Origin of the sequence: uncultured Senegalimassilia sp. (genome assembly GCF_934636665.1) — a bacterium.
Taxonomy (GTDB): Bacteria; Actinomycetota; Coriobacteriia; order Coriobacteriales; family Eggerthellaceae; genus Senegalimassilia.
The window spans coordinates 38,790-52,911 of record NZ_CAKUAT010000006.1; the positions used below are offsets into that span (position 1 = coordinate 38,790).

The 14,122-nt window shown below is 63.5% G+C and carries 9 protein-coding genes; 4 read left to right on the forward strand and 5 right to left on the reverse strand.

Annotation, left to right across the window (positions count from 1 at the left end):
• Positions 1-349 precede the first annotated feature (349 nt).
• Entirely contained in the window at positions 350-2,518 is a 2,169-nt protein-coding gene (locus tag Q0G75_RS03500; protein WP_294415509.1) for an acyltransferase family protein, read from the reverse strand.
• 187 nt (positions 2,519-2,705) lie between these two features.
• Here Q0G75_RS03500 and coaE point away from each other — a divergent pair, with 187 nt between their 5' ends.
• Both coaE and uvrB read left to right on the forward strand, forming a co-directional pair.
• A complete protein-coding gene (gene coaE / locus Q0G75_RS03505; RefSeq protein WP_258795715.1) occupies positions 2,706-3,314 on the forward strand; it encodes a dephospho-CoA kinase in 609 nt (202 codons plus the stop codon).
• A gap of 239 nt (positions 3,315-3,553) precedes the next feature.
• The gene (gene uvrB, locus Q0G75_RS03510; protein WP_294415636.1) at positions 3,554-5,677 is read left to right on the forward strand and encodes an excinuclease ABC subunit UvrB; all 2,124 of its coding nucleotides are present in this window, start codon (positions 3,554-3,556) and stop codon (positions 5,675-5,677) included.
• Between the two features lie 52 nt (positions 5,678-5,729).
• On the opposite strand, the gene larE is transcribed toward uvrB, so the two are convergent.
• Complete coding sequence (gene larE, locus Q0G75_RS03515) at positions 5,730-6,569, reverse strand: ATP-dependent sacrificial sulfur transferase LarE (protein WP_294415506.1); 840 nt, start codon at positions 6,567-6,569, stop codon at positions 5,730-5,732.
• An 89-nt stretch (positions 6,570-6,658) separates the two neighbouring features.
• The gene (locus Q0G75_RS03520) at positions 6,659-7,456 is read right to left on the reverse strand and encodes a glycoside hydrolase family 25 protein (protein WP_294415505.1); all 798 of its coding nucleotides are present in this window, start codon (positions 7,454-7,456) and stop codon (positions 6,659-6,661) included.
• Between the two features lie 590 nt (positions 7,457-8,046).
• Between Q0G75_RS03520 and Q0G75_RS03525 the strand changes: the two genes are divergently transcribed.
• A complete protein-coding gene (locus tag Q0G75_RS03525) occupies positions 8,047-8,463 on the forward strand; it encodes an Rrf2 family transcriptional regulator (protein ID WP_294415503.1) in 417 nt (138 codons plus the stop codon).
• 339 nt (positions 8,464-8,802) lie between these two features.
• Here Q0G75_RS03525 and Q0G75_RS03530 read toward each other — a convergent pair whose 3' ends face one another.
• Positions 8,803-10,314 carry a MoxR family ATPase gene (locus Q0G75_RS03530; protein WP_294415501.1) on the reverse strand — a complete coding sequence of 504 codons (1,512 nt, stop codon included), beginning with the start codon at positions 10,312-10,314 and terminating at the stop codon, positions 8,803-8,805.
• A gap of 27 nt (positions 10,315-10,341) precedes the next feature.
• Positions 10,342-11,883, reverse strand: coding sequence for a VWA-like domain-containing protein (locus tag Q0G75_RS03535; protein ID WP_294415499.1), 1,542 nt, complete (start codon positions 11,881-11,883; stop codon positions 10,342-10,344).
• Positions 11,884-11,978: 95 nt separating this feature from the next.
• Between Q0G75_RS03535 and Q0G75_RS03540 the strand changes: the two genes are divergently transcribed.
• Entirely contained in the window at positions 11,979-14,012 is a 2,034-nt protein-coding gene (locus Q0G75_RS03540) for a hypothetical protein (RefSeq protein WP_294415498.1), read from the forward strand.
• The last annotated feature ends 110 nt before the right edge of the window (positions 14,013-14,122 follow it).

Sequence of the window (14,122 nt, forward strand, 5' to 3'; positions counted from 1 at the left end):
GAAGGATTCCCAAGGCTGGGACTGCAGGGCGACAAGGTATTCGGTTGATGCCGTAGCTTTATGCCATATCTTTGCGCGACAATAGGCATCTTTCTCCTGGGCACGAGCAATGCCGGCAAAGCTACGGCGTATTTGTCTTTAACGCGACTTCATCGTTCACGGATATCGGAAACCTTAAGGGTCGGAAAACAGTTGCGATGAGCATGAATCAAGCGGGAAGCGTGCGCTAAGGGCACTATCATCAGCGCTTGTCCTTTAACGCAGATCGGGCCGCAATCGCGATGCGTTGATTCGCATACGATTGCGGCCCGAAATCGTTCGGCTTGAGCGCGTGTCGACCTAGATGCGTCTACTCCTGCGGGTGCTCTCCAAGGCTGTTGGCAATATTGGTGGCAATGGAGGCCACGGCTGCCTGCTGGGCTGCGATGGCCTTCGAGGTTGCAGCTTCCATAGGCGTTTCGGCATGTGCTACCTGGTCGCCTTCCTTGTGCTCGGGCAGAAGGCCTCCGATGGCGTCGTGGACCATGTCGATATAGGCTTGCGCGCCTTCCGAGGACAGATGCGTGCCGTCGCCGTCGAACCAGGTGCCGTGCGATGCACTTAGGTCGTACCAGTTGATAACCTGCACATTGCTGTAGCGCTCGGCAGCGCGGTCGAGCGCGGCGTTCGTCTCCGCCATCCAGCTTTGCGGGCTGCGGGTGTTCACGAAGAACACGTGCTTGTCGGTGCCCACCACGCCAAGCAGGTCGTCCAGCTGCTCGTCGGTGGCCTGCCCGTTCGTTCCCAAGGCGAACACCACCACATCGCCCACGATATCCTGCTCGGCATAGGAGCGGTACACTTCCTCGCCGACGGTGAGCTGACGGTTCACGGCGGCATCGATGGCGCCGTAGGGGAACGTTTCAGTGAAGTTGGGGATGGCTCGCACCGATACCGAGTCGCCGATCATGAGCACGTCGAGCTTGGGCTTCTCGGCTGCTGCGGTGGCTCCTGACGTGTCTGCGGGCAGGCCTGCAACATGCGCCGATTCGTCCTTCAGCAAATCGCCGCCTTCAAGCGCGGAGGTGTCGGGTACGAAGATCAGACCGCCGATGCAGACGATGGTGAGCACGGAGGCCGCAGCCGTGGGCAAGGCGTGGCTGCGAAGCCAGTCGGCAAGCAGGATCTGCCCGCTGCGCACATCGCCCACGAACTTCCCGATGGCTCCATGGCGGATGGGGTCTTCCACAAACTTGTAGGAGAACCACGAGATGGCGAAGATGATGGCAAGCTCAACCAGGTACATCCACCACGGGGTGCCGTCGATGTTGCTGCGCGGGTTCATAAGCAGAAGGATAGGGTAGTGCCACAGATACATGCCGTAGGAGTGCAGGCCGATCCATACGAGCGGTTTTGCGGCGAACACCTTCGCCAACAGGCTAGACGGGTGCACGATGACAGCGATGATGACCATGGTGATCGCGGAGGCGAGCAGGATGCCGCCGCGGTACATGAACGCCGACGTGCCCTCGATGCCTGCCATCATGGCTACCAAGCCGATGAGCGCGATGCCGCCCACGGCGTCAAGCGCCAGCCGCACGTTGCGGTCCAGGTGGATCTCGTTGTTCGCGCCAAGTTGGTTCGACGGCCATACGAAGGCAAGCCATGCGCCGATGAGCAGGCTGAACGCGCGGGTGTCGGTTCCGTAGTACACGCGCGAGGGGTCGGCGTCGGGGTTGAACAGAATCGCCATCTCAAGGGCGGAGGCAAGCGCGAGCACGAAGGTGGCGTTGCGCATATGGGTGCGCTTCACGCCGAACTTGTGCGCAAGGATGAGCGCCACGGGCCAAACCACGTAGAACTGCTCCTCGATGGCAAGCGACCAGAAGTGGGTGACGGGGCTGGGGGCGCCCAAGGCGTCGAAGTAGGATACGTCGCGCAGGATATACCACCAGTTGGTCACCCAACAGAGCGCCGCCCACATGTCTTCGCGCAGCTTCGTGAGAAGGCTATGGTCGAACAGCGTGCAGAGCACGGCGGTGACTATGATGACGAAGGCGATGGCCGGGAACAGACGTTTCACGCGGCGTAGCCAGAACTGCGGCAAGTCGATGGTGCCCGTGGAATCCCATTCGATGAGCAGCAGGCTGGTGATCAGGTAGCCTGACAGCACGAAGAACACGGTGACGCCAAGCAGGCCGCCGGGCATCCAGGCCATGCCCATGTGATAGGCGATAACGCCAAGCACGGCAAGCGCGCGCAGGCCGTCGAGGGCGGGGATGTAACGCGATTTCTTCCGCTTGGGCTGCTCTACGCTGCCAGATGCGCGCGAGGTCCGCGGCGATGTGCTGTGCGCGTTGCCGCGACGGCCGTCCGTTGCGGCATTTGCACGGCGGGTGTCGTGCGATGCGGCGGCCGGGGCGCTTGAGGCGCGGCCGTGCGTATTGGAACGGTTTTGCGTGTAAGAATCCGATGCGGGGCTTGCGTATGCGCTTCGCGAGCGGTTGCGTGCATGGCTCCCAGCCGGCGTTTCCGGCATGATAGTTCCCTTCTCATCTGCTGCGCTCCCTTAATCCGCAGCACATCGCCCCAGTATACCAGTGCCGCCTACCGTAACCTGTCGGCAAATGATGGCATGTGCCGTGCGTTTCGGCTGCGCGGTGCGTGTATCATATGAACCAGATATGCGTGAAGGCAACGCTGCGATGCCGACAAAGGAGGCAGGCATGGGTATGAAGAAGCTGTTCGTCATCGGCGGCATGGGCGCCGGCAAGTCGACGGCCCGCAAGGTTCTGGCCGAGCAGGGAGTCCCGTACATCGACCTCGACAAGGTCGGTCATGACGTGCTGCTGTGGGATACGGTCAAAGCCGACCTGGTAGAGGCGTTCGGCGCCGATATCCTGGGCGCTGACGGCCAGATCGTGCGCTCGAAGGTGGCGGCGAAGGCTTTCGCCACGCCGGCGGAGACGCGCAAGCTCAACCGCATCACCATGCCGCGCATCGAGGAGGCGTTCACCGATCAGCTCGACGAGCTTGAGCGCCAGGGCAACAAGGCCGTGGTGGTGGAGTACTCGGTGTTCAAGAACCGCCAGGTGTCCATGGCCAATGGCGCCGACGTGGTCATTGCCGTGCTGGCCCCGCTTGACGACCGCATCGAGCGCGCCGTTGCAGGCGGCTGGGACGAGCAGGACGTGCGTCGCCGCATCGCCCGTCAGATCAGCGACGCGGACCGCATCGAGCAATCCGACGTGGTGTTCAACAACGACGGCACGCCCGAGCAGCTGCGCGAGCAGGTCGAGCAGTGGTGGCGCGAGTACAGCAAGACGCTGGACTAGGGCGATATCGCGCCGATGGGCGCGATAGTTTGGAACGTTGCGGCCCCTGCGGCGCGTTGCGTCGGCTATTTGCCGGGCGCGATGCGTTGCAGGGGTCTTTTGCGTTGTCATATATGTGAAGCGAAAACGTACACTTGTTCTTTTCCGTGCACCGTGCTAGACTTCGGGCACTGATTCGAAGGAAGCGCCTGCGAAGGACGTGATTGCACATGAGCAGCCATCTGAAGAACATCGAGGGCATGGCGATGGAGGGCAAGTTGCCCGAAGTGCGCCTTGCGAACACTCCGTTTCGAACGGTCAGCCCTTATGAGCCTTCAGGCGATCAGCCGCAGGCCATCAAAAAGCTGGCGCAGGGCGTTGAGGACGGGCTGCGGTATCAAACGCTTCTGGGCGTCACGGGCTCGGGCAAAACGTTCACCATGGCGAAAACCATCGAGGCGGTGCAGCGCCCCACGCTTGTCATGGCGCCGAACAAGACGCTTGCCGCCCAGCTTGCAAGCGAGCTCAAGGAGTTCTTCCCCGACAACGCCGTGGTGTATTTCGTCAGCTACTACGATTATTACCAGCCTGAGGCGTACGTGCCCTCGTCGGACACGTTCATCGAGAAGGACGCCTCCATCAACGAAGAGGTGGAGAAGCTGCGCCATGCCGCCACTAGCGCGCTCCTTTCCAGGCGCGACGTCATCGTGGTGGCGTCGGTCAGCTGCATCTACGGCATCGGCAGCCCCATGGACTATGCAGGCATGGCCGTGTTCGTGGACAAGCAGAAGGAGATGGATCGCGACCAGATGATCCATGACCTTATCGATATCCAATACGATCGAAACGACTATGAGTTGAAGCGCGGTACGTTCCGCGTGCGCGGGGATAACCTGGATGTGTTCCCTCCGTATGCGGACAATCCGGTGCGTGTGGAGTTCTGGGGCGATGAAATAGAGCAGATTTCCGAGATCGACAACGTAACGGGCGAGGTTTTGCAAACCTATGAGGCCCTGCCTATTTGGCCGGCCTCCCATTACGTAACGGCGCGCCCGAAGATGGAGCACGCCATCAAAACCATCCAAGAGGAACTGCGCGAGCGTCTGCAGCAGTTCAAGGAGGAGGGCAAGCTGCTTGAGGCCCAGCGGCTGGAGATGCGCGTGAACTACGATCTTGAGATGCTGGAGACCATGGGGTTTTGCAGCGGCATCGAGAACTACTCCCGACATCTCGACGGGCGCGAGCCCGGAGAGCCTCCGTACACGCTCATCGACTATTTCCCGGACGATTTCCTGTGCATCATCGACGAGAGCCATGTGACGGTGCCCCAGATCCGCGGCATGCACGAGGGCGACCGCAGCCGCAAGATCACCTTGACCGAGCACGGGTTCCGGCTGCCCAGCTGCCTGGATAACCGTCCGCTGCGTTTCGACGAGTTCGAGGAGCGCGTGCCGCAGTTCATCTACGTGTCGGCAACGCCCGGCGATTACGAGCTGAAGGTCAGCCAGCAACAGGTGGAGCAGATCATCCGCCCCACGGGCTTGCTGGACCCCGAGATCATCCTGCGCGGCAGCGCAAGCCAGATCGACGACATCATCGACGAGGCGAAGGAGCGTGCCGAGCGCAACGAGCGCGTGCTCATAACCACGCTTACCAAGAAGATGGCCGAGGACTTGACCGACCATCTTTTGGATCGAGGCATACGCGCCCGTTACATGCACAGCGACATCGGCACGCTTGAGCGCGTGGATATCCTGCGCGATCTGCGTTTGGGCAAGTTCGACGCGCTGGTGGGAATCAACCTGTTGCGCGAGGGCCTGGACCTACCTGAAGTGACGTTGGTCGCCATCCTCGATGCCGACAAGGAAGGCTTCCTGCGCAACCAGCGCAGCCTGATCCAGACCATCGGCCGCGCGGCTCGTAACGCGAACGGCCAGGTGATCATGTATGCCGATAAAACCACCGACTCCATGGACCTGGCCATCTCCGAAACGCGGCGCCGTCGCAGCATCCAGATGGCGTACAACGAAGAGCACGGCATCACGCCCAAAACGGTCACGAAGGCGGTCGTGGACATCATGAGCTACGTGCATGGGGAAATGGGCGATGTGTCGTCCGAGCAGGTGAACATGCAGCTTGCCGAGCTGTCGCGCGAAGAAGTGCTGCGCGTTATCTCCAGCATGGAGGAGGATATGGCCGAGGCGTCGCGCAATATGGACTTCGAAGAGGCGGCGCGCTTGCGAGACGAGGTGGTGCGCCTGCGTGCCGGCGTGGAGGGCGAAAGCGAGGCGGATGTGCTCAAGGACCTGAAGAAGAGCGCGCGCAAGGGCAGTGCCTTCGGCAATCGCAAGAACGCGGCGTACGGCAGCTCGCGCCGGTCGTAAAGCTGCGTATGGGCGGCGTTTGCCGTCTCGCGGCGTCGCTGCCGCATTCGGCTTATTCGGGAACGTTTTGGTTGAGGCTGCCGGTGCGATAGCCGTCGGCGTCAACGGTCACGTAGGCGAACCCTGCATCGTGTATGCGCTTGGCCAGGTCGGTGGATATCAGCGCGTCCATAAGCGCTGCTCGCCGGTCTGGTGCCACCTCGATGCGTGCAAGGTCCCCATGGGCGCGGCAGCGTATCTGGGGAAAGCCTGCGTCCATAAGCGCATCCTCGGCATGCTCAACGGATCGAAGCTTTTCAGTGGTGATGCCCTCGTTGTAGGGAATGCGGCTTGCAAGGCACGCGTAAGAGGGCTTGTCCCAGGTTGGAAGGCCAAGTTTGCGGGATAGGGCCCGAACATCGGCTTTCGACAGGCCCGCTGCCAACAACGGGCTGTCCACCTTCAGCTCGCCAAGCGCTTTGAGTCCGGGGCGGTAGTCTCCCAAGTCGCTGGTGTTGGTGCCTTCGGCAATGTAGGGTATTCCCAGGCATGCAGCCTGGTCCATGATGCGGGCGAACAGCGCGCTTTTGCAGTGGTAGCATCGATCTGCGGGGTTTTCGGCGAAGCCGGGTATGGCCAAGGCGTCGACGTCCATCACCACATGGCGGATGCCTCGCTTGGCGCAAAAATCGCTTGCTTCGCGAATCTCGCGCGTGGGTATCATCTGCGCACGGGCGGTGATGGCGACGACGTTATCACCTAGCACGTCGGCTGCAGCGCTTAACAGCAGGGTGGAGTCCACGCCGCCGGAAAACGCCACGGCAACCGTTCCCAGTTTCGCCAGGTGCTCTTTCAGCGCTTCGTGCTTCTTGGAAAGCTCAGCGGGAAGCGGGGCGGGGATGTCGGTGCTCATGGAAGGCCTTTCGCGTTGCGGGTGGTTTCATTACGCACGCTAGCACATGAAGTTAGCTTCAGGTTTTGCCAAGCTGCGAGTTTTCGCGTTTAGAGCATATCAGTGAAGCGCAGGTTCATGTCGACGGGGGTGGATATGCCGGCCACGCTGCCGGTGTTGCTGTACTGCCATAAGACGAAATCGAACTGCCCGGAGGGTTGCGGCGCGTTGTATTCGGCGAACCAGACGGGGCGGCTGCCCAGGCTATCCAGGTTCATGCGGGCGATATCCACTTTGTTGCCATATACCATGGAGCGGTATCCTGCTTGCTCTATGCGCTGGCAGAACGCCAGCGCAGCGGCCGTGAGGGTGTCCCGGTCCACACTATTGCCACGTGCGTTCACCGTCGTGTCCTTCTCGTGGTCGAAGGTTATGGGAAGGTCGAGCTTGCGGCCGCCAAGCTGGTCAAGCACGAAGTCGGCTTCTTCCTGCGCCTCCTCGGCGCTGGTTGCTTGCGAGTAAAAGTACACGCCGGTCTGCAAACCCGCATCGGTCGCACCGTCAAGGTTCTCGTTCAGGCGAGCGTCTGCGAACAAGCCGCCTTCGGTGGTGCCGCGGTAGCCGGCTCGCACGAAGGCGAACTGAATTCCGTCGTTTGCAACCTGCTCCCAATCGATGACGCCTTGCATTTCGGACACGTCGATCCCCGTTTGCGACTTTCCGACCCCGTTCTCGGAGTATGAGAACCTGCCGTTTTGCTGGGAGAGCCCTGAGAAATCGTAAGGGCTGACGTAGGGCTGCTTCGTATTGGCCGAGCGGGAGGTTTCTTCCTGCGACGAGCCGTTGAGCAGCGCCGATGTCGCGTTGCATGCCGATACGCCGACGACGATGAGCGCAAGCGCGAACACAAGGATGACAAACGGCTTGCGGGCGCTGGCGTTGCGGCGCGGGCGCTGTTGAGGGTGAGTCGATCCGGACCGCGTGGAAGCGTTGCGCGTCGACGGAGAGGTGCGAGGTAGCGCGGATGCATTTCGTGCCGACGGCGAGCTTTGAGGCCGCTTGGATGCGTTGCGCGTTGCCGCAGAGGTGCGGGGTCGTGCAGATGCGCTGCCCATCGGTGTTGAGACCCGGGGCTTCGTGGATGTATTGCGCGTTGATGATGAGGTGCGGGCGGGCTGCCCGTTGCGGTTTCTGCTATTCATAGGCGCTATGGTAGCAAACGGCGTTGGGCAGAGGGCGCCCGTTCATGGTTTGAGCGCGGGGTTTTCAAATGCCGCTCATAGTGATTTCCCGCCGCTGACGCGCGTTAACGGCATTAATCCAATTGATACTAACTTACTTCTAATATGCTCGTCTTATAGTTGGTTTTAGCCTGATGCGCATGCCCTTGCAGATGTCTTTGCGTGCGATTGTGGGATGATCGCGCATTTGCGCAAGCGGGCGGGCGTTCGCCTCGTTGGGGAAGCGGGGCGCGACAAGGTGAGGATGGGACGCTACGATGATGGTTTCGACAAGGGGGCGCTACGCCCTCAGGCTTATGATCGATATCGCCAAGCAAGGGGATGCTGGCGCGCTTGTCACTATGAGGCAGGCGGCGCAACGCCAGGGGCTTTCCGTCAAGTATTTAGAGCAGCTGGGTGGTGCTCTCGTGCGCGCCGGGGTGCTGAAGAGCATCCGCGGCGTGAGCGGCGGGTACTATCTGGCCAGGCCTGCTGATCAGATTCGCATCGGTGATGTGCTGCGCGCCACGGAAGGTTCCTGCATGCCGGTTGCATGCGTGGACGATGAGGGCAAATGCGGCCTTGCGGACGGTTGCGAGGCTCGCGGCTTCTGGCGGGGGATGGGCAACGCCATCAACGCCTATATCGACCGCATCACGCTTGCCGATGTGCTGGAAGGCAATGTGGAGGCATAACCGGTCCAAGGTGGCGCAATGCGTCGTTGACGATCAACCCTGCAAGCGCACCGGGCCGCAGCTTGCAAGCTGCGGCCCGGTGTTTTCATTTGGCGATGCCTGTTTCGTTTTATGCGTGCGCGCAAAAAAACGAGCGGGTTGAGCCGTGCCGGCAATCGCGCTCCGTTATGTCGCGGCTATCGCCCGGGTTGTTAATGGCTAGTTGGAAAGCGCATCGAGCAAAGGCTTCGACGATGTCGGCTCGATGCGTGCCCGGCGCCCGCTGGCTGCCAGCATCTGGTCGGGGAATACGGCGACGGGCTGCGATTTAGCGCTTGCAGCCCGTCGCCATTGCCGGCGCTATTCTTCCTCGAGCGCGGTCTGCTTGATGCGGGCCGCCAGGTCGGCGCCGCGGTCGCCGAACAGAAGCGCGCTGTTGTGCTTGAAGAAGCGCTCGCTTCCGTGGGCGTTGATGAACGCCATGCTGTAGCGGTTCGCGGAGAGGTCGGTGATGAGCAGCAGCATCTCCTGACCCTCGCCAAACGCCTGCTCGGCGAACGCCAATGCGCGGTCAAGGGCCTGCTCGCCCTGCTCAACACGGCTCTCAAGCCCGCCGAGCATCTTAGAGAACGCTTCTTTGACCTGGTCGAACGTAAGCGACCCGGTTTGCGCTCCCAGATGCTGCGCTTGTTGGAGCATGTCGATCGCACGCTCGTAGGAGCGATACTTCTGCTCGGACAGAAGCCCGCTTGCGCGATCGGTGCGCAGCAGGCGGCGCACCTCGGACTCCTGCGCGCGCACCTCCTCGGTGGCGTCGGCTGCGCCTGCGGCCTCAAGCTTGTCGCGCATGGCCGCCAGGCGCGGGTGCGCGAACTCCACGGCGCCTTCCTCGAGCACCGCTTCGCGCAGCACGCCTGCAAGCGCGTCGGAAAGCAGTCCCACTACCGACACGCGCTCGTCGAAGGGCGCGGCCTGGGCGCGCTCGATCACTTCGGGGCCGGCCGTGCCCGCAAGCACGCGATCCACCTGGTAGTCGGCACGATACTTCGTGAACAGGTCGTAGTACACGGCGAAACGCTTGGCGATCTGGGGCGCCTGCACGTATTGGCCGATGAGCACCTCGTCGACGGGCAGGTCCTGCGCTTCGTAAAGCCTGATGGCGCTCGACAGGTCGTCCCAACCGCGTGCCGTGACGAATTCCTTGCCGTCGGGCGTGGTCTCCAGGTGGTAGAAGTGGTCTTGCTCGACGTCAAGGTAGGTGATGACCGCCGGATGCACGCCGTGGCCGAGCGCATATTCGCGCCATGCCTGGAAGTCGGGCTCCACGTCAAGGCGCTTCAAGCGGTCCCACGTTGCCAGGTCGAAGTCGCGCGCCGTGCGGTTGTACTCGGGCGGGTTGCCCGCCGTCACCACGATCCAGCCCTCGGGGACCTTGTGGCGGCCGAACACCTTGTACTGCAGGAACTGCAGCATGGCGGGCGTGAGCGTTTCCGAGACGCAGTTGATCTCGTCGAGGAACAGGATGCCCTCGCGATGCCCCGTCTGCTCGATGGCATCGTAGACCGCGGCGATGATCTCGCTCATGGTGTATTCGGACACGTCGTAGGTTTTCCCGCCGTATTCCTTCTGGGCGATGAACGGCAGGCCCAGCGCGCTTTGACGCGTGTGATGGGTCATGGAGTAGGAAACGAATCCCACCTCAAGCTCCTGGGCGATCTGCTCGACGATGGCGGTTTTGCCGATGCCGGGCGCGCCTAGCAGGAAGATGGGGCGCTGGCGCTGCGGCGGCAGGGCGTAGCCGCCGAACTCGTCTTTGGCGAAATACGCCTGCATGGTGTACTTGATCTGCTGTTTCGCCTGTTGGATATCCATGGCTGCTCCTTGCTCGATGGGGTGGTGCTAGGCCAGGTCGCCGGCCTGCTCGGTAAACGTTTCGTCGAGGACGGCCTTCATGGCCCAGGGCGGCACCGGCGCGCTCGCGTCGGCGGTCTCGGCGTCGGGGAACACGAAAGCGGTATCGAAGGACGGCTTGTGGGCAGGGTAGGTGCCTTGGCCGTCGGTGAAGTAGAGAAGGCCGCCGAGGTTTTGGAACTCGCCTCGTTCAAGTGCATCTTCAACGTAGGCGAACACGGGTCGGAAATCGGTTCCGCCCAGACCTTGGACCTTCACGTTGTCCATGAAGTCGTCCAGTTCGTCCAAGCTGTGGATGCAGTCCACGGCCGTTACAGCGGCGTCGCATTGCACCAGATGCACGTTCATGCGGGTGAAAAAGCCCGTCTCGTTGGACAAGATGGAATACGTGCGCTCAAGAAAACGCCTGACCAGCCCGTCTTTGGTGGACGCGGAAGTGTCGATGGCTATGACGAAATCGCGGATGCGCCGCTCCTCGACGTATTCCAAAGGCTCGATCAGCGGCAGGTTGCCGTAGCGCGAAAGGCCGTAGCAATAGTAGACGTAGTCGAACTCGTCGTCGTTGACGCGTACATGCTCGCCCATGCGCGCGAACTTGCGCAGGAAAGCCGTGAAGTCCTGCCGGCGGCGGGTGACCGAGCGCAGGTTCATGGAAAGGTTGGACCCTTCCACGCCCCAAAGCTTGATATAAGAGTCAAGCTGCACGCCCATTTCCAGCGCCGCGTTCTTCCACTGGTCGCGCGAGCGGTCGAGGTTGACGGTGTCGGCGAAGCGGTTGGCCTGCACGCCGCGGGCCTGCTCGGGCGCCTCCTTCTCGGTGATGTCGTCGAGCGACAGGCCGCGGTGGGCCTTGTGATTGGGCTTTGCCTTGCGCGCCTCGTCGGGCATGGGCATGTCCGTGCCGTTCTTGCCCGCCTCGCCGGCAGCGGGGGCGGGGGAATCGGCGGCGTTCTCCTGCTTCTCGCCCGTTTGGGCTTGACGACGCGCGGCCTCCTCGGCCGCCATGCGGTGCCAGGGCTCGTGGTCGTCGGCGACGAAGGGCGCAGCCAGCTGTGCGAGTTCCTGGCCGTCCATTCCCTTGTCGGCGAAGTAGCGGTATAGCGCCTCGGCGGTGAGCTGCGGGCATTCCGCTTGAAGCTGGGCGAGAGCGGCGGTTTGACGCGCGGCGCGCGGGCTTGCCGTGGCCGGCAGCGCCAGCTGGGTGATGACCGCTTCGACGGCTATGTCGCACGCGGCATCCCAGCGCGCGGCGTCCATGTTCGGGTTGGGGAAGGGGTGCAAGAACACGTCGTGCAGCATGATGTGCAGGTACGTGCGTGCAAGCTCCTCCGGGCTTGACGCGAAGGTGCGCGCCACGTCGGCCGGGCTGTAGCGCAGGTACGTGCCATCGGTGGCGATGGTCTGACCCGGTTGCGCCAGCAGCTTGAGATGGGCGAACGCGGCGTTCATGAAGCGCAAGCTGACCAGCAGCTTGTTGCGGGTGAGCTCAAGGGCTTGCTGGGCAAGCCGACCTGAGGCGTTATGTGCCATTGAGGGCCTCCCGTCGCTTGATTTCGTCGCTTCGCGCAGTGTAGCATGGGCGGCAAAGCGGGTAAACACAGGGCCTTGATATGGGAGGTGCTTCGATGGCAGCGGCTGAGCAGATGGTGTTCGCAACGCATGGCGCGAAAGCGCAGGAGGTGGTGGCGCGCGCCCTTGCGGCGCCGGTGAGCCTTGCGGCAGATCAGGTGCGCGAGGTGAGCCCGGGGCGTTCGCAGGCGGGCGAGGTGTGGTCGCCGCAGCTGCTGCCGTATCAATCATGGGAAGGCGGCGCCGCGCGCGCCGGGCAGGTGGAAGGCGACGCCGACGGCGATTTGCTGGCGGCGGGGTCGCTGGGCATGGGCGTGGATGATGACGCCCGCGCGCGCCTGTTGGCCATGGCGGCTCGTCAAGAGGGCGTGGGGGGCGCCGCGGCCGTGGACGTGCCCGACGAGCGGGATGCCCCGGCCGTGTCGGTTCAGCGCGAGGAGGCGGGCTATGCCCTGGTCGGCTTGGATCTGCGCGCGCTTGCGCAAGCGGCCGGAGCGCAGTCGGGCCTTGCCGTGGTGCTCCCCTCGTTCGTGGACGGCGTTCCCGTGGTGCGCATCGCGCCTGGCGCGTTCGCACGTCGTTTGGTGCGCGGTGTGGGCGTTGACGTGCTGGTGGTGCCCGACACGGTGCAGCGCATCGGCGCCGGCGCCTTCTCGGCCTTGCCCGGGCGTCACATCCATCTGGGGGCGGGCGTGCGCGCCGGCGGCGCCCAGGCTTGCGACCTTTCCGGCGTCACGCCGCCGCTCGAGCGCCGCACCTATTCGGTGAGCGGGGAAAACGAGCATTATAAAGCGCAGGACGGCAGCCTGCTTTCCGCGGATGGGAAGATGCTCTTGTTCTGCGCCCCGCCCTATGAGGAGCGCTATGCCCTTCCCGACGGCGTTGAGGTGGTCGGCGAGACGGCGTTCGCGCAGGGCTGCGAGCCGCCGCATGTGGTGTCGGCGCCGGCGTGTTTGCAGCATGTCCGGGCCAAGCAATGGGATGCCGCGCTGTGGATGTGCCCGGCCGGTTGCGACGGCGCGCGCCGCCTGCGCCGCCGAGGCGTGCGCGTGTGCGGTCCTGACGCCATCGAGGCGGACGGCTGCTGGTTCGACTGCCGCGACGGCGCGGCCTTGCTGGTGGCGGGCCCGCAGCCCCCGAAGTCCGCATCGAAGCGCTTCGCCAGCGTGGCGGCGCGTGCGCGCGCTGCTGCAGCCAGCGACGAGGGCGTTGCCGTGGATGCGAAGCAGGCGGCGGCGCGCGCCGAGGCCAACGATTGCGGAGGGCTTGTGTCGGGCGGCAGGTTGGGGCCGGTCGGCCAGGGGCCGTCGGCGGCGGTGCTTGCGCAGCCCCAGGTCGTCGAAACGCTGGCTTTGCCTGGCCAGGTGCGGGGCGCGCAGCTGACGCGCATCGCCCCAAGCGCCCTGCCGTATGCGCCGAAGACCCTGATCATCCCCGCAACGGTTCGCGAAGTGGGAGACGGCAACGCGTGCCGCGGAACGAAGCGCCTGGTGCTCCCCGAGGGTCTTGAGCGCGTGGGCGCGCATAGCTTCTGCTCGCGTACGCTCGAGGGGCCCGTGGCTCTGCCGAAATCGCTTCGCTCGGTGGGCGAGGGAAGCTTCGAGTTCTCCGTGTGCCGGCTGGCGTGGTCCGGCGTTGCGGTGCACGTGCCCGCCGATCAGCTGCTCAGCTGCTTCACCCTTGACGCCGAGCCCGGCTCCGACCCGTTCGACCTGCCTCGCTATGACGAGGTGCTCAGGTCGGGCAAGAACGTTCCCGACAGGTTGGGGGCGCTGCTGCATCGCCTTGAGCGGCCCGTGGGGCTGGATGCGCAGATGCAGGCCGCCTTCGCCGACGAGGTGCGCGCCGCGGGGCGCGAGGCGCTCGTGCGCATCGCCCGGGAGGGCAGCCTGGAGATGGTGCGCCAGCTGGCAGATCTGGGGCTTATGGAGGACAAGCGCTTCGATGCGCAGATCGAGCTGCTGCGCCAGGGCAACCGCATGGATTGCGTGGCGTTTCTCATGGAGTGGCGGCATCGCAGCGGCGCGCAGGCCGACGAGGCCGGCGAGCAGGACGCGTCTGCAAGCTTGAGGAGCAAGTTCGCTCTTTAAAGGGGAAGGGTGTGCAAGGTTTTCGGGGTATGGGGAGGTTTCCTGCCGACTTATGTCGGATGCCCCGAAAAGCCTTCCCCTGCGCGTTCGTTGCGTGGTAACGCTGGTAT